We start from the raw sequence: 16,276 nt of genomic DNA, 5'->3' as shown, positions 1-16,276 counted from the left end.
GGCCTACCTCTTCTGCTTCGGGTCGAGAACGTCGCGAATACCGTCACCAAACAGGTTGAAGCCGAGAACGGTGACGAGGATGAACATGCCAGAAATCGTGGCGATGTGAGGAGCGCCCTGCAGGCAGCTCTTGCCCTCGGAAAGAATCGAGCCCCAAGAAGCGGTGGGCGGCTGGATGCCAAGACCGAGGAAGGAAAGCGCGGCCTCAGAGATGATCGCGCTGGCGATGTTGAGCGTGAAGTAGACGATGACCGGGCTCATGGCATTGGCAAAGATGTGCTTGAAGAGGATGCGAGCGGGGCTGGCGCCAATGACGCGCTCGGCGTTGCAGTACTCCTCGTTCTTCACGACATGGACCTGGCCGCGCACGACACGAGCGAAGTTAGGCACGTTGGCAACGCCAATCGCGATGATCACGTTGATGGTGCCCTGACCGAGGATGGTCATGAGGATAAGGGAGAGCAGGATGAACGGGAACGCCATCATGCCGTCCATGATGCGCATGATCACGGAGTCAACGATGCCGCCAAAGAAGCCGGCGACGAGGCCGAGCAGGATGCCGACGATGGCACCGAGGATGGTGCCGCCGATGGCGATGAAGATCGAGATGCGCGCACCATAAATCACGCGGGAGAGGAGGTCGCGGCCAAAGGCGTCAGTGCCAAACAGGTGGCCCCCCACTCCGGGAGCGGCAAACATGTTGCTGGTATCCGTGGCGTTGGGGTCACACGGAGCAAGCAGAGGCGCAAAGACGGCGAGAATCACCATCACGACGACGATCGCAAGGCCCACGAGCGCCATCTTGTTACGAGCGAGCTTGTGCCAGGCGTTGTTCGCCTTGCGCTCGCGCTCGAGCATCTTGAGCGTCGCCTCGTCAGAAAGGCTAGCGCCAGTAGCGTTATCTGCCATTAGTTGCTACCCCCCTCATAATTGACCTTGGGGTTGATGACCATGTAGACGATGTCAACAACGAGGTTAACGAAGACGAAGACAACGGCGGAGAACAGGACCACGCCCTGAATGAGCGAGTAGTCACGGCCGTTGACGGCATTGACGATAAGCGTGCCAAGGCCAGGCCAAGAGAAGATGGTCTCCGTCAGGATGGCGCCAGCGAAGGCGCTGGCAAGCTGAAGGCCCAAGACGGTCACGATGGGCGGGAGCGCGTTCTTGAGCGCGTGCTTCCAGATGATCTTGGACTCCTTGATGCCGCGGGCGCGGAGGGCCTTGATGTACTCACCGTTGATCGTCTCGAGCATGCTGGAGCGCGTGATGCGGGCAAACGTAGCCGCGGGGATCGTCGCCAGACAGAAGCACGGCAGGATCATGTGGCTAATGACGTCCCAGACGCCCTTCGACATCGCACCCATGCCCATGGCGGGAAGCCAGCCCAGGTTCACCGAGAAGGTGAGGACGAGCATGAGGCCCAGCCAGAAAATAGGCATAGACACGCCAACGAGGGCGAGCACCATGAAGACGTAGTCAAAGATGGTGTTCTGCTTCACGGCGGACACGACGCCAATGGGCACGCCGACGAGAAGCGCGAGCACGAGGCCCGTAAGGGTGATCGAAAGCGTGGAGGGAAGCCTGCTCAGAATGATGGGCATGACGGGGCCACTGTATGAGTACGAATAGCCGAAATTGCCGTGCAGGATACCAACCAAATAGTTGATGTACTGCGTAAGCATGGGCTCGTCGAGGCCCATCTTTACTCTCATCGTCGCAATCGCATCGGGTGACGCCTGCGGACCCAGCATCTGCGCCGCTGGATCGCCCGGAATCATGCGCGTGAGGACGAAGGTGATGGTGACGACTACGAACAGAACCGGAATCGTCTGGAGAATCCTTTTGAGGATTGTCTTTGCCACCTTTGCAACACCCCCTGAGCGGAGTCTGGCGGGACCTTGTGCCCGCGTAACCATGTGATGGGGGCACGGCTCTGGGCCATGCCCCCATCATTCTTAACTGAATGAATAGCTCAAATTACGCCGTCTTGGAGATGTTGATCTCGCTGGAGACGATGACCGTCTTGTTGTCAGCGCGGCTCTGGAAGCCCTCAACCTTCTTCGTAAGGCCGGTGTTCACGAACTCGGAGCCATAGACAAGCATCGGGTCATAGGAGACGATCTTCTTCAGGGCCTCCTTGTAGTACTTGGCACGCTCGTTCTGGTCCGTGACCTCGAGGGCCTTGTCGAGCAGCTCGTCGACCTCGGGGTGGCTGAAGCCAGCACCGTTGCCAAGCGCGCCAATCTCCGTGGAGCTGAACAGCTTGTTGAGGAAGAAGTAGGGGTCGGGGAACCAGGACCAGCTCATGCCGTACAGGTCAGCCTTGCCGGCGGCGGCGGCGGCGCTGAAGGTGCCCCAGTCGCTCGGGTTGATGGCGAGGTCGATGTTCAGGTTCTCCTTGAGGGCCTGCTGGAGGATGGTGGCCATCTTCACGCGAGCCTCGGTGTTGGAGATGTACATGTTGAGGGTGAGACCGTCCGGATAGCCAGCCTCAGCGAGGAGCTTCTTGGCACCCTCGGGATCATAGGCCGGGACGTCAGCCTCGACGGACTCGTCATAGCCCCAAGAATCCTTGGGCAGGGGCAGCACGGCGGTCGTAGCCTCGCCATAGGGATAGACACCCTTGACCAGGTCATCGCGGTTGACGGCCATGAGAATGGCCTTGCGGACCTTCTGGTCGGCGGTGGGGCCGTTGACCTGGTTCATGTAGACGTAGGCAACGTGAAGTGCCGGCTTCTGGTCCAGCACGAGCTGGTCATTGTTCTTGATGGTCTGGGTGGCCTCGCCCGTGAGCGAAGTGGCGATGTCAATCTCCCCCGTGGCCAGGCCATTGGCCGACTGGGTCATGTCGGTAACGACCTTGATGGTGAGGCCATCGAGGTGCGGCTTCTCGCCCCAGTAGCAATCAGAGCGGGACAGGTCGCTCTGCTGGTCCTTCACGAACTGGTCGAGCTTGAACGCACCAGAGCCCACGAGGTGGTCGCCGAAGGCATCGCCCCAGCCCTCGACCTCTTCCTTCGGGACGATGACGTTGCCGGCATCCGTAAGAGCGGTGAGGAACGAGGCGTTAGGGGCCTTCAGCACGCACTCGACCGTGTGGTCATCAACGACGTTGCAGTGGTCGAGCATGGCGAGGCGGTTCAGCGAGGACTCAGTCGCAGAGCGCTCGAGGGAGTACTTGACGTCCTCGGCGACGACGGCGCGGCCCTCCTGGTACTGGCCAGCCTGGAACTTGGCGTCATCACGGATGGTGAAGGTGTAGGTGAGACCGTCGTCGGAGACCTTCCACTCGGTAGCGAGCTGGGGAACGATCTCGGTGAGGCCGATGTTGTAGTCGACGAGGGTGTCGCACACGCACCAGATGATCTGGGCCTCATAGGCGCCCGTGTACTTGATGGGGTCGAGGTACTTGGGCGAGGAGGGCAGGCTGAGGACGAGCGTGCCGCCATCGGCGCCAGCACCGGTGGAAGTCGAGCCACCATCAGAGCTGCAGCCGGAGAGTACGGTACCCGCCATCGCTGCCGCAAAGATGGACACACCACCGACGAAAGAACGACGAGAAATCTTGAGGTCAGACATGGTTCCTCCCATTTTGGTGTCAGGACGCTAGTGCCCTCTTGAAAAACGCGGATATGCCTGGAAAGTGCAAATTCCTTATCAGCCATGCAATTCGCTTCATAAAAGATATCTGAAACGGCATCACGTTGAGCTAGCGATACGCGATGGTTTACTCAGGCGAAATACTAGACTGCTTTTGGATAAGACAGTAGCTTTCTGCTTTACCTTATGATTGTCTTTAGTTGGTGTAATTATTTACGTGACGGGTGTAAAAAAGCCGCAGACGGCAAAGCACTGTTTGACCGCCTGCGGACATTTCATCACGCATATGTGAATAAGGCTCTTAGAGGCGACGTTGCCCTTGGGGATTCCCGCCCTAAAGCCCCTAGCCAATCGCGAGCATGTTATCCCAATAGTCAACGTCCTCGAGCGGCAGGGTATCCCAGAGGTCGAGGATGCGCTGCGGCAGGAAGCGGCGCTCCACCACGACGTCGCCGCCGTAGAGGCGGAACCAGTCCGCGTCCATGACGAGGTAGCCGTCAAAGCCAAAGTCGTCGCCCCAGCTGTTCTCGACGCGCCAGGCCACGGGCTTGCCGTCCTCGCCCAGCTCGACGCCCTGGAAGGCCATGCAGTGCGTCATGCCACACTCGCGGTCATCGATCATCTCGGCCTTGGTCTGGGAGAGGTCGACGCCAAAGGTGCCGTCGAGGTCCATGCCATCGAGCGCGAGCACGCCGGAGAAGTCCTCGTCCTTGCGCATGAGGTTCTTGTTGACGGCGCACATCATGAACGCGGGGACGCCGGCCTTGAGCGACTCGACGGCGGCGTTCTCGAGGTCCTCCATCGGCATGTTGAGGAAGCGCAGGCGCTGGCCGCCGATAACCGGATCGAAGTAGCGGATGCCATAGGCGTGTTCGTAGGGACGGGTCTCGCCCGGGAAGTTGACGAGCTCGACGTACTGCGAGAGGTCAAGCTTCACGTAGCGCTCGACGAACTGCTGGGGCGTGATGCCCGCGTCGCGCAGGACGCGTCGCGGCTCGCCACCGTTGGCGGAGACGACCTCCTCGACCTTTGAGGCGTCGACGTCGGCACCCTCGCCCACCTTAATCGCGAGGTCGAAGGTCACGGGTGGCTCGCCCAGGCAGCAGCAAAGGATCTGGTGGAACTCAGGCAGCATCTCCTGCTTCTTGGCGCGAAGCTCCTCGAGCGTGGCGCCGTTCGCAGCCATCTTGCGCAGGATCGTGGCGTCCTTGCGAAGGAGGGTCGTGAGCAGGGCGTTCATCTGCGCCGTGTCCTTGTTGCAGGTAGTGTCGGGCATGAGGGCCTTGGGGATGGCGCCCCACTTCTTCACGAGGTTGCAGCAGAAGACGAACTGGCCGCCGTCCTCGACCGGCGTGAGCATGAGCTGGGTGACCTCGCGGTCGTTCCAGGGGCGGTCCGCCGTGTCGATGACGTACTCGAGACGAGAGTTGCAGCGCTCGAGCTTGTCGTAGAACTGGATGTAGTTCTGCGAGAACTCAAAGTCATCGATGTCGAGGTTGGCAAGGACCTTGGAGCGCAGGACGTTGAGCGTCGAGAACATCCAGCAGCGACCTGAGTGGCGCTGGCCGGTCACGGTCTTGGCGGCCTTGAGCGACACGCCGAAGGTGTCCTGGTAGTTGCGTGCCTGCCTGCGGTCGACGCTGGCCTCGACCACGCCGAGCGCGGTGACGGAGTTGCGTGCCACGCGGTTGGCGCGCACGCTGGCGAACTCGTTCGTCAGCTCGTTCACGACAGAGAGGTCAAGCTCGTCTGAAGCCACGTTATTCTCCTTGGTTGCATTATTCCAACATTGGTAATCAGCATAGCGCTTGGAAGGGCTCGAAACGCTCATCTTGTCCTATCATGTTCGGATGGCCGGACAGGCCAGACCAATACGACCAAACGAAAGTGAGCCACCATGCTTCTTCGCCAGATGCTCGACATCTACGACCTCATCGACAAGCCCCAGGCCAGCGGCAACGAGGTTGCCGACTTCCTGCGCGAGCGCGGCGCCACCGACGTCGTGGTCGAGCGAGTGAGCGGCGAGCGCGGCGGCACCGACTGCATCAAGGTCCTCGTCCCCGGCTCCAACGGCAAGTCGAGCGGCGGCTCCGCGCCCACGCTGGGCATCGTTGGCCGCCTCGGTGGCCTTGGCGCCCGCCCCGAGATGATCGGCGCGGTCTCCGACGGTGACGGCGCCGTGGCCGCCCTCACCGCCGCCCTCAAGCTCACCGAGATGCACGCCAACGGCGACGTCCTCGAGGGCGACGTCATCGTGGCCACCCACATCTGCCCCGACGCCCCCACGCTGCCGCACGAGCCCGTGCCCTTCATGGACTCCCCCATCGACATGGAGACCATGAACCGCATGGAGGTCGACGAGCGCATGGACGCCATCGTCTCCATCGACACCACCAAGGGCAACCGCATCATCAACGTCAACGGCATCGCCATCTCGCCCACGACCAAGCAGGGTTACATCCTGTCGGTCTCCAACGACCTCATGGACGTCATGACGCGCGTCACCGGCAAGATGCCGCAGGTCTTTGCCCTCTCGCAGCAGGACATCACGCCCTACGGCAACGACCTGTACCACCTCAACTCGATCCTGCAGCCCACCACCGCCACCGACGCCCCCGTCGTGGGCGTGGCCATCGCCACCGAGCAGATGGTCGCGGGCTGCGCCACCGGCGCCACGCACGGCACCGACGTCGAGGAGGCCGCACGCTTCGCGGTCGAGGTCGCAAAGGTCTTTGGCCCGGGCGCCTGCAAGTTCTACGACGAGCAGCAGTTTGCCCACCTCACCGACCTGTACGGCGACATGAGCCGCTTCCAGGGCATGGGCGAGGCCAAGTAGCAACGATTTCGCGGGGCCCGTCGGACAGCCGGCGGGCCCTTTTCTTGCATCGATTCATTGGGCGAGACGGGAGGCGGGCACGCGCCGACCGCAGGAGACGAGACGGGCGGCGGGCATACGCCAACCGCGAAAGGCACGAGGAAGGCAGCCATGTCACACAAGACACGCATCGCAGGCATCACCGTGGGGCAGTCACCCCGCACGGACATGACGTGCGACCTTGTGCCGCGCCTCGCAGACACCCTCGAGCTGGTGGAGTACGGCGCGCTCGATGACCTCACGCTTGAGCAGGTCGAGCGCACACTTCCGCCCGAGCCCGGCGAGGAGGTGCTCGTCTCCCGCATGCGCGACGGCTCGCAGGCCACTTTCTCGGGCGATAAGGTCGTGCCGCTCGTACAGGCAAAGATCGAGCAGGCACAGGAGGAGGGCTGCCGCGCCATCATCGTGTTGTGCACGGGTTCTTTCCCCAAGCTCGAGCACGAGGTGCCGCTCGTCTTTCCGCAGCCGCTGCTGCACCAGTGCGCCCGCGCCCTGGCAGGCGGCAGGCGCGTGGCCGTGATGGTGCCCGAGCCCGAGCAGGCCGAGCAGGCGCGCCAATGGTGGGCGGCGAGCGGCGTCGACGTCGACGTGGTGGCAGCAAGCCCCTACCAGGGCATCGACGGCGTCTCGCGCGCGGCCCGCAGCCTGCGCGGCCACGACGACGCGTTTCTGTGCCTCGACTGCATGGGCTTCACGGTGGCGATGCGCGACGCCGCGAGGCGCGAGAGCGGCCTTGACGTGCTGCTGCCCCGCACCCTCGTTGCAAGCGTCGTCTCCGAGCTTCTCGGCTAAAGATGGGACACTTACGCCCGTAGCCTTTCTGTCCCACTTTTCCTGCGGTTTGGGACGATAAAGCTACGGGCTCAAGTGTCCCAAGAGGTTAGGCGCGCACGCTCGCAAGGCCGCCGTAGATGGACTCGGTGAGGCGCACCTCACAGGGCACGCGGTGGATGCCGTCGGGCGCAAAGCCATGGCCGATGCGCCCCAGCAGCAGGCTCGCCGTCAGCGAGGCGATGGCGCAGATGGGCTGCACCACACAGGCGGGGATGGGGTCGAAGACGTCGGCGAACTCGAGCTCGTCAAAGCCCGCGAACCCCAGGTCGACACCCGGGCTGATCTGGCGGCGTAGCATCGCCTTGAGCGCGCCCATCTCCAGAAAGTGGTTGCAGGCGAACAGCGCCGTGACGCCCTCGTCGATGAGCTCGCCCGCAGCGCTCGCGGCGATGTCCTTGACCGACTCGCAGCGGCGTATGAGCCGCTCGTCCGCGTGCATGCCGCGCGCCTCGTAGGCGCTCTTCCACCCGCGCGTGCGCTCCGCACCCACATGGGACACGTCGCTCATGGCAACGAGGCCCACGCGCTCGTGGCCCGCGTCGAGCATGGCGCCCACCGCCTGGCGCACGGCCTCGCAGTTGTCGACCACGATCGAGTCTGCGCTGGGCCCCACGAGCGGGTTGTCGATGAGCACCACCGGCACGTCGACGTGGCGCAGGAACTCCGCCGAAGACCCCGGCAGCTCGGAGAGCACAACCACGAGGCCGTCGACCCGGCGCGACACCAGAAAGTCAACCTTCTCGACCAGAAGGTCGGGGTCTCCCTGGTACTCGACGAAGAGGGCCGCGTAGCCCAGCCGCTCGAACTCGTGCTCAATGAGACCCATGAGCGAGCCCGCGAAGGGGCTCGTGGCGCTGCCTATGAGAATGCCCACAGTGTAGCTGTGGGCCGTGGCAAACGCTCGGCCCAGGATGTTGGGCTGGTATCCCAGCTCCGAGATGGCGCGCTCGATGCGCTGGCGGTTATCCTCGCGCAGCTGCGCCCCGTTGAGATAGCGCGAGACCGTGGCAACCGACACGCCCGCTTCGCCTGCGACGTCCCTGATCGTTGCCACGGTCCCACCTCTTCTACGTATGGCCCCGCATGTGCGGAAGTTGCCTCTACTCGTCGTCCTCGTCGTCTGCGCAGACCTCAAACTTGCGCGTGTCGACGCCGTTCTTGCCGGCGTTCACGGCCGTCTCGACCAGGGAGGAAATCGTGGCCGACTCGTCGGAGCTGCGGGCAAAGAACGTCTCGATGAGCATGGGCAGGTTGGCGCCCACGACGATCTCGACGTCAGGCGTGGTCTGGGAGGCCATCATGGCCTGGTTGAAGGGCGTGCCGCCGAGAAGGTCGCAGAACACGACGACGCCATCGGTCTGCTCGCGCATCGCGGCGATCTCGCCGTGGATGAGCTCGGGGTAGTCGGACGCCTTGTCGACGTCGAACGGCACAACCTTGAAGGCCTCCTGCCTGCCGGCAACGAGCTCGAGGGCGCTGGCCAGACCGGGGGCGAACTCGCCGTGACCCGTGAGGATGAAACCAATCATGTGAAACCTCCTTGTTGTGGGCGCATGGCCCGGATTTATGGGTGCTTTGTGGCAAGTACGCTCTAGCGGCCGAGGCCCTGGCGCTCGAGCAGCCACTCGTTGGCACGGGCGCGGCGGGCGAGCTGTGTGGCGTAGACGCGGCCGAGCGAGCCCGAGAGCGCCTCGCGGGGGTTCTCGATTCCCGCCTTGCCAGCGGTGCGCGCGGCCTGGGCAAAGTCCTCCTCGCCCGGCTCGAGCTTGTTGTCGCGGACCAGGGCATCGAGCGCCATGAGGCGCGTGAGCTCGGAGGACGCCTGGGCCTTGAGCATCTGGCGCAGCTTCTCCTCGCTCGTGTGCTGCGAGTTGAGGTACTCGGTGATGGTGTAGCCGCCTCCGTGCACTTGCTCGAGCAGGCCCTCGAACGACGCCTGGGCCATGGCCTCGACGGCATCTGTGGGCGGCATCGAGGTCACGCGACCGGTGAGCTGGCTGGCAGCGCGCTCGAGCAGCTCGTCGTGCTGCTTGCTCTTGGCCTCGGCCACGAGCGTCTTGCGCACGATCTGCTTGAGGCCACGCACGTCGTGGGCGTTGGGCATGTTCTCGGCCACCCACTCGTCGGAGAGCTTGGGAGCCTTGACGCGCAGGATGTCGCGCACAGCAACGCGCAGCTCGCAGGCGCGCGAGCGGCCGTCGTCGCCAAGCTCGCCGTGGATTCGCCAGCCCTGGGACAGGTTCGTGCGCTTCGTGTCGCGGATGCGCATGCCCAAAAGCAGCGTGGTGACCTTGCCGGGAAGCGCGGCCGAGCCCACGAGGTAGCGGAAGTTGGTCTTCGTGAGGTCGGCGATCTTGCCGCTGGCCGCCTTGCCCTGGATGTCGATGACCACGGTGTCGCCCATGCGCGGCGTGCTCACGCCCAGCGCCGGCTGCAGGGTGCCGTGGCCTGCCACGAGCTGGGCCACGTTCTGGTCGACCTCGGCCTCGCTCACGTGCGGGGCCTTGACCGGGCCCAGCGGGTAAGGCTCGGCCGAGGCGATGTCTGCCTGCGGCATCACGAACACCGACAACTCGAGCTCGTTGCCCCAGGCGCTTTCGACCTTAGGCACGAACAGGGGCACGACGCCCTCTTGTTCGAGCGCCTCGTCGACCTCGGGCGCGGCGCCCGGGTCATCGAGGTTGATGACGTCGCTCACGTCGTGGTCGAACGAAACCTTCCAGCTCTCGAAGCCGGCGTCGGCGGGCTTCCTGTCGATGGTCGTAACCCCCATGCAAAACTCCTTGCAAAGACAAGCGCCCCGAATGCCCGATCGGCACCCGGGGCGCGCGAACTAACGCGGACCCTAGTACTCGGCGAGACGGTCGGCGAACTTGTCGAGCAGCTTCTGGTTGAACTCAGGGCCGCCGTCGACGTTGGCGCTCATGAACACGGGCGGAGTCACGCCGCGCTCGAGCAGGATGTCGAGCGACTCCATGATGGCGCAGTCGAGCAGCATGCAACCGGTGTAGAGCGAGGTGCCGCCCACCTTGGTGTCAAGTCCCTCGACGTCGATGCAGGCGTCGCCAAACGAGCTCTTGTTGTCGAGCACGACGTCGCCAAACTCATAAAGGAGCTTGCCGTCGGCGCGGCGTGAGGTGCCGGCCTTGGAGACCTCGAGCGCGGTGACGACGATCGTCTTGACGCCCTTCTTCTGGGCGAGCTCGGCGATGTCGATGCCCAGGGGGTTGCGGCCCGAGTTCGAGATGACCACGAGGCAGTCCTGCGGGCGCAGGTCGAGCTTGTGCATGAACTGCTCGCCCGTGCCGTTGAGCATCTCGTAGATGCCGTTGGACGGCTCGCGGATGATGCGGGTCTGGATGTAGCCACCAGCGCGGCCGCAGATCTCGAGGGCGTTACCAAACGAGTGGCCCGAGCCAAAGGCGCGGATGATGCCGCCGCGCTCGATGGTGTCGGCAAAGATGGTCGCGGCCTCGTGGATGGCATCCTCCTGGCCGTCGGTGACCTCATCGATGCGCTTGATGATCTCTGCCTTGAAACGCTCGGCGGTCTTGTTCATGCAAGTCCTCCCCTTCTTTGGGTCTTTGCGAACACGATGCATACGCTGGGTTTTGAGCCCATGCGTGCCAGACCGCCCGCCTGGCACGCATGGACCGGCTCGACCCGGGTCGCCGGGAAGAGCCCGCCCTCAAAAAGAGGGGTCGGGTGCGTTGGCGCCCGACCCCTCTCGATTGGGCCCTACTTCAGGAAGTCCGTGAGGTGGGTCACCGGGTCCTGCGGAACGAGCTGCGTGGTGATCTCGATGCCGCGGGCCAGCAGGTCACGGAATTGCTGCTCCTGCTCGTCGGTGACGTTAACGTACTTCTTGACGACGTGCGTATCGTCCTTGCCGCCCATGTTGCCGATGTTGATCGTCGTGATGGGCAGGCCAAGGTCGATGAGGCGAATGATGTCAGCGGGCGAGTTCACGATAAGGAACACGCGCTGGCCGGCATACTTGCCCTCGAGAATCTGCTTGGCAGCACGCTCGACCGGAATGATCGAGGTCTTGATGCCAGCAGGGGCCGCCATCCTCAAAACCGACTTGCGCATGTCATCGGCAGCCACCTGATCATTGGCAACCATAATGCGCGTGAGCTTGAGCGAGTTCGACCAATAGGCCACGACCTGCCCGTGAATCAGTCGGTCATCAATGCGGATCGCAACAATGCCGGGCATGCCCTCGAATTCGTCAGCCATAGTGCTACCTCCTCAGATTAGGGTCTACTTAGCCAGGATACCGGTGCAGCCAAACAGCAGACCAACAACGATGACGATGAGAATCGCCTTGTTGGAAGTCATACCCTTCTTGGAGAGCAGCCAATACACGAGAGCGGTGCCGCACAGGGGAAGCAGGGACGGCATGATGCCATCAAGCAGGTCCTGGACGGGCTGCGAGACGTCACCAAAGGTGAACGTGCCGGGCGCGTGGATCGAGACGACGGAGCACACGAGGGCGCCAACGACGACAAGGCCCAGGATGGAGGCGGCGTCGGTGATGGGCTTCATGTTCTCGGCGATTGTGCCGACCGCGGACTGGCCCTGCGTGTAGCCGATCTTGAACAGGAACCAACGGATGATGGTCGTCACAACGCCCATGGCAATCCAGATGAAGCAGCCCACGGGGTTGCCGTCGAGAGCCATGTAGGCGGCGATGGCGCCAAAGATCGTCGGGATGACGACGCCGAAGATGGAGTCGCCCACGCCAGCGAACGGGCCCATGAGGCCGGTCTTGATGCCGCTGACGGCCTCCATGCCGTCGAGCTTGAGCTCGGGCTCAATGGCGCAGTCAATGCCGAGGATGATGAAGGCCATGTCGGGCGTCGTGTTGAAGAACTGAAGGTGGTTCTTCACGGCAACCTGCAGGTCGTCCTCGTTGGTGTAGATCTCCTTCAGGGCGGGCATCATGGCGTAGCAGTAGCCCGAGCCCTGCATCTTCTCGTAGTTCCAACCGATCTGGCCCCAGAAGTACCAGCGCCAGAAGACCTTGTTGAGCGTCTTCTGCGAAAGAGCGGTGTTACTCGTCGTCATCGATGGTCCCTCCCTCGGTGCTAGCAGCCACAGCGGCAACGGCCGGCTTCTGCTGAGTGAACTCGTAGTACTTCACGGCAGCGAAGGCGAGGCCCACGAGAGCAACGCCCAGCATGGGGACGTTGAGGTAGGCGGCAAGCACGAAGCCGAGAAGGGCGTACGGCCAGAAGCGGTTGAGCGGCATGAAGTGAAGCAGGATGGCGATACCGACAGCGGGGAGCATGCCGGAGACGCACTTGAAGCCGTTGAGCAGCCACTCGGGAGCGGCGGCGGCGAGGCTGGCGACGACGTCCTGGCCAAGGGCGAGGCACAGGAAGACGGGGATGGCGCGGGAGAGGCACCAAGGAATCGTGCCCAGCAGGCAGCCGAGCTCGACCTTGCGCCAGTTCTTCTCCTCAGCACCGGCATCGGCCATGTTCTGGAACGCGGTGTTGCAGAAGCGGCCGAGAATGTCGCACTGAACGAGCAGCAGGCCCACGGGCACGGCGACGGCAAGACCGATCTCGGTCGAGCCGGTCGTGACGGCGAAGGCGGTGCCGATCAGGGCGCCGGACATGTAGTCGGGAATCGACGAGCCACCATAGGTGCCAACGCCGAGGACCATGAGCTGAAGCGTACCGCCGATGAAGAGGCCCGTGGCCACATCACCCATGACGGCGCCTGCAAACAGGCCAGCGATAACCGGCTTCGACAGGTAGAAGTTCGGTCCCAGCATCTCCCAGGTGACAAACGCCGCGTACACAGTAAGAGCTATGATCTGCGGAAAGCCCATTCCAATTCACCCTCTCTTCTCTTTCTCGGGATCACCCGATCCCTGGCGCCAACCACCTCCAAGGTTGGGTGGCGCCTGTTTACCTACGCGCCCCACGCCGGAGGCGCGTGGGCAGACCCGGGCCCTTGGGTCCACGAGTTAGTATATGAACTCTGTCAACGATTCGTGTGTCGCTTCTGTAACCGTTTCAATTCTGGGCGTGAACGGTCGTATTACATAAAGCAGGCGGCCTCCAAAACTACGTTGAAGGCCGCCTGAAACGTTGTTTGAAATACTAGCTAGATGCCGGGCTTAGTACTCCGGGGCACCCAGCGACTCGCCCGCGAGGTAGGTCTCGCGCAGGTTGAGCTCGTGGTCGAAGACCACGAAGTCGGCGTTGCGGCCCGGCTTGATGGAGCCACAGCGCGCATCGATGCGCGCGGAGCGGGCGGCGACCTCGGTGGCCATGCGGATGGCCTCGTCGGCGCTCGCGATGCCCCAGTCGACCACGTTCTTGACACCGCGGGCGAGGGTGAGCACCGAGCCGGCGATGTTGCCCTTCGTGCCATCCTCGTTCTCGAGGTAGCACAGGCCGCCGTCCATGACGACAGGCAGGCCGCCGCTCATGTAGTGGCCCTCGGGCAGGCCACCGCAGCCGAGGCAGTCGGTGATGAGCACGGAGTGCTGCCAGCCCTTTGCACGCACGAGCGCCTTGATGGCCGCGGGCTGCACGTGCTTGCCGTCGCAGATGACCTCGGCATAGGTCTCGGGCGTGGACATGGCGCAGCCGAGCGTGCCCGGTTCGCGATGGTGAAGGCCGCGCATGCCGTTGTAAGTGTGGACAAAGCAGGTGGCGCCGGCGTTCACGGCGGCAAGCGCCTCCTCGTAGGTGGCATCGGAGTGGCCGATGGAGGTCACGACGCCCTCGGCGTCGAGCGCGGCGATGTAGGCCTCGGAGCCGTCACGCTCGGGGGCCAGGGCGCTCTTGACGATGCGGCCGCCGGCCTTCTCCTGCCAGCCCTTGAAGACCTCGTAGCTGGGATCGATGAGGTACTCGGGGTTCTGGGCGCCCACGTGCTTCATCGTGAAGAACGGACCCTCGATGTAGATGCCCTGGATGTGCGCGCCGCGGAAGCCTGAGTCGCGGGAGTCGTCGGCCGCGGCGATGGCGGCGCAGCACTCGCCGATGTGCTCGACACCGTCGGTGAACGTCGTGGGCACCCACGAGGTGGTGCCACGACGGGCGAGCTCAATGCTCGAGGCGTTCATGCCGTCGGCATCGGCGTCGATCGTGGCGTGGCCAAAGAAGCCGTGGATGTGCGTGTCCACCATGCCCGGCGCGATCCAGCTGCCCGTGTAGTCGCGCACCCCGACGCCCTCGGGCGCCTGCGCGCTCCAGGTGCCAAAGACCCCGTCGCTCACGGTGAGGTACCCGCCATCGACCGAGGAGCCCGGCAGGAAGAACCTGTCTGCCTTGATTGCGTACGTAGCCATGTCCGTCCCTTCTCGCATGCGCGAATGAGGTTGCCGCCGGCCTAGGTGCCCGCGGCCCGCCGTATCGAAACGTTCGCCGAAGGGGCACATTTCTCTCAAATACCCCTTCTTTATACTCAATATAGTATGTTGGCCGCTGCCCCGCGCCCGCGCAACCGCTGGCCCGTGGGCGGCTTTCCGCAAACGGTGATGTGCATGAAGACCCCCAAGTACGCCTTGATCAAGGAAGACCTCCGCCGCGAGATCGAGAGCAAGAAGTTCGAGAACGGGCAGCGCTTCTACAGCGAGTCCGAGCTCATCGAGCGTTACGGCGTGAGCTCCATCACCATCGTGCGCGCGTTGCGCGAGCTCGTGAACATGGGCTACCTCGTGCGCAGCCAGGGCAAGGGGACCTTCGTCTCGCGCACCCGCAAGCGTAGGCTCGTGGAACTCACGGACATGGAGCCGTGGGAGGGGGCCACGAACGCCGAGACCGTGCGCGTGGTGTCGATGGAGCCCGGTGACGACCCCGAGGTTCGCAAGATGATGCACCTGGCCCCCGGCGAGGGCTACCACAAGATCGTGCGCGTGCGCAGCAGCGGAGACGTGCCGGTGGTGCTGCAGCGCTCCTACATCCCCAGCCGCCTCGTGCGCGGCGACCTCGACCCCAGCGAGTACGTCTCGGTCTACAGCCGCGTGCGCGAGGACTTCAACATCTCGCTGAACGACGAGCAGGCCACCGAGGTCGACGACGTGGTCTTCCCGGCGCCGCCCGAGGCCGCCGAGGTGCTGGGCTACACCGAGCCCACGCCCGTGGTGCGCGAGCACAAGCAGACGGTGCTGGCCACCGGCGAGGTAGTCGAGGACGCCCTGTCCTACCTGCGCTGGGACTACTTCCGCCTGGGCTTCACCTCGCTCGACCGCGGCAACACGCTGAGGGACTAGGCACCCCTGGCGCCACGGCGAGCGGCGAAGCGGGCGGGACGCTTAGCGCGTTAGCTGCGGACTAGGCACCCTTGGCGCAGCGGTGGGCGGCGAAGCGGGCCGGATGGGCGCGCCACGTCATCAACGTTTCGCCGGATGCGCCCATGGAACGCTTTGGCTCGCTGGCGGATGCGATGCCGCGCATCGCCGGCCAACTCGCTATAACGAGACCAGGCCGCACGCGGCCCCATCCATTGGCCATGCGCCACCCGGCGACGACGAAGGAGCGAACATGCTGAACGGAATCCCCAAGAACGTCTCCCCCGACCTGCTCAAGGTCCTCATGGAGATGGGTCACGGTGACGAGATCGTCCTGTCCGACGGCAACTACCCCGCCACCTCGAGCGGCAACCTGCTCGTTCGCTGCATTGGCTTGGGCGTACCCGAGATCCTCGAATCGATCCTCACGCTCATGCCGCTCGACGACTACGTCGAGAGCCCCGTCGCGATGATGGAGTCGCCCACGCCCGACGAGCCGCCCATCTGGGCCACCTACCGCGAGATCATCGCCAAGCACTGCGGCGACGTGAAGATCACGCACATGGAGCACGACGCCTTCATCGAGCGCGCCCGCAAGACCTACGCAATCGTGGCGACCTCCGAGGAGGCCACCTACGCCAACATCCTGCTGCGCAAGGGCGTCGTGAAGTAGCGCTCGAGCAGCACGGCGAGTCCGAGAAGCACCA

The 16,276-nt window shown here is 63.9% G+C and carries 16 protein-coding genes; 4 read left to right on the top strand and 12 right to left on the bottom strand.

The window, feature by feature from the left end; genetic code table 11:
* Positions 1–3: 3 nt before the first annotated feature.
* The 4 genes from Q3866_RS04165 to Q3866_RS04150 form a co-directional block, all read right to left on the bottom strand.
* Entirely contained in the window at positions 4–909 is a 906-nt protein-coding gene (locus tag Q3866_RS04165; protein WP_301829831.1) for an ABC transporter permease, read from the bottom strand.
* Entirely contained in the window at positions 909–1,865 is a 957-nt protein-coding gene (locus Q3866_RS04160; RefSeq protein WP_126422715.1) for an ABC transporter permease, read from the bottom strand. Before Q3866_RS04160 ends, Q3866_RS04165 begins: the two co-directional genes overlap by 1 nt.
* A gap of 115 nt (positions 1,866–1,980) precedes the next feature.
* Positions 1,981–3,519 carry an ABC transporter substrate-binding protein gene (locus Q3866_RS04155; protein ID WP_301829829.1) on the bottom strand — a complete coding sequence of 513 codons (1,539 nt, stop codon included), beginning with the start codon at positions 3,517–3,519 and terminating at the stop codon, positions 1,981–1,983.
* A gap of 427 nt (positions 3,520–3,946) precedes the next feature.
* On the bottom strand, positions 3,947–5,362 hold the full coding sequence (locus Q3866_RS04150; protein ID WP_301829828.1) for an aminopeptidase C: 1,416 nt from the start codon (positions 5,360–5,362) through the stop codon (positions 3,947–3,949).
* Between the two features lie 138 nt (positions 5,363–5,500).
* Between Q3866_RS04150 and Q3866_RS04145 the strand changes: the two genes are divergently transcribed.
* Both Q3866_RS04145 and Q3866_RS04140 read left to right on the top strand, forming a co-directional pair.
* The gene (locus Q3866_RS04145; protein ID WP_301829826.1) at positions 5,501–6,439 is read left to right on the top strand and encodes a DUF1177 domain-containing protein; all 939 of its coding nucleotides are present in this window, start codon (positions 5,501–5,503) and stop codon (positions 6,437–6,439) included.
* A gap of 150 nt (positions 6,440–6,589) precedes the next feature.
* A complete protein-coding gene (locus Q3866_RS04140) occupies positions 6,590–7,270 on the top strand; it encodes an AroM family protein (RefSeq protein ID WP_293826667.1) in 681 nt (226 codons plus the stop codon).
* Positions 7,271–7,358: 88 nt separating this feature from the next.
* Here the strand turns inward: Q3866_RS04140 and Q3866_RS04135 are convergent, their stop codons facing one another.
* From Q3866_RS04135 to nagA, 8 genes are all read right to left on the bottom strand, one after another.
* Positions 7,359–8,366, bottom strand: a complete 1,008-nt coding sequence (locus tag Q3866_RS04135; RefSeq protein WP_301829823.1) for a LacI family DNA-binding transcriptional regulator — start codon at positions 8,364–8,366, stop codon at positions 7,359–7,361.
* Between the two features lie 46 nt (positions 8,367–8,412).
* Positions 8,413–8,841 (bottom strand): PTS sugar transporter subunit IIA, encoded by a 429-nt coding sequence (locus tag Q3866_RS04130; protein WP_301829822.1) that lies wholly within the window; start codon positions 8,839–8,841, stop codon positions 8,413–8,415.
* Positions 8,842–8,903: 62 nt separating this feature from the next.
* A complete protein-coding gene (locus Q3866_RS04125) occupies positions 8,904–10,085 on the bottom strand; it encodes a hypothetical protein (protein WP_301829821.1) in 1,182 nt (393 codons plus the stop codon).
* Positions 10,086–10,157: 72 nt separating this feature from the next.
* Positions 10,158–10,871: a sugar isomerase domain-containing protein gene (locus Q3866_RS04120; RefSeq protein ID WP_195449194.1), complete on the bottom strand. Its 714-nt coding sequence runs from the start codon at positions 10,869–10,871 to the stop codon at positions 10,158–10,160.
* A 179-nt stretch (positions 10,872–11,050) separates the two neighbouring features.
* The gene (locus tag Q3866_RS04115; RefSeq protein ID WP_293673543.1) at positions 11,051–11,551 is read right to left on the bottom strand and encodes a PTS sugar transporter subunit IIB; all 501 of its coding nucleotides are present in this window, start codon (positions 11,549–11,551) and stop codon (positions 11,051–11,053) included.
* 24 nt (positions 11,552–11,575) lie between these two features.
* A complete protein-coding gene (locus Q3866_RS04110) occupies positions 11,576–12,382 on the bottom strand; it encodes a PTS system mannose/fructose/sorbose family transporter subunit IID (RefSeq protein WP_293673544.1) in 807 nt (268 codons plus the stop codon).
* Positions 12,369–13,154, bottom strand: coding sequence for a PTS sugar transporter subunit IIC (locus Q3866_RS04105; protein ID WP_198433393.1), 786 nt, complete (start codon positions 13,152–13,154; stop codon positions 12,369–12,371). The genes Q3866_RS04110 and Q3866_RS04105 overlap by 14 nt, the downstream gene beginning before the upstream one ends.
* A gap of 291 nt (positions 13,155–13,445) precedes the next feature.
* On the bottom strand, positions 13,446–14,627 hold the full coding sequence (gene nagA, locus Q3866_RS04100; RefSeq protein ID WP_301829813.1) for an N-acetylglucosamine-6-phosphate deacetylase: 1,182 nt from the start codon (positions 14,625–14,627) through the stop codon (positions 13,446–13,448).
* A gap of 195 nt (positions 14,628–14,822) precedes the next feature.
* Here nagA and Q3866_RS04095 point away from each other — a divergent pair, with 195 nt between their 5' ends.
* Positions 14,823–15,551, top strand: coding sequence for a GntR family transcriptional regulator (locus tag Q3866_RS04095; RefSeq protein ID WP_293826289.1), 729 nt, complete (start codon positions 14,823–14,825; stop codon positions 15,549–15,551).
* A gap of 271 nt (positions 15,552–15,822) precedes the next feature.
* The gene (locus tag Q3866_RS04090; protein WP_293673548.1) at positions 15,823–16,242 is read left to right on the top strand and encodes an RbsD/FucU family protein; all 420 of its coding nucleotides are present in this window, start codon (positions 15,823–15,825) and stop codon (positions 16,240–16,242) included.
* Positions 16,243–16,276 lie beyond the last annotated feature (34 nt).

It is taken from the genome of uncultured Parolsenella sp. (assembly GCF_958346945.1).
GTDB lineage: Bacteria > Actinomycetota > Coriobacteriia > Coriobacteriales > Atopobiaceae > Parolsenella.
The sequence above is the reverse complement of the archived record's forward strand: the minus strand, read 5'-3'. Positions and strand labels throughout refer to the sequence as shown.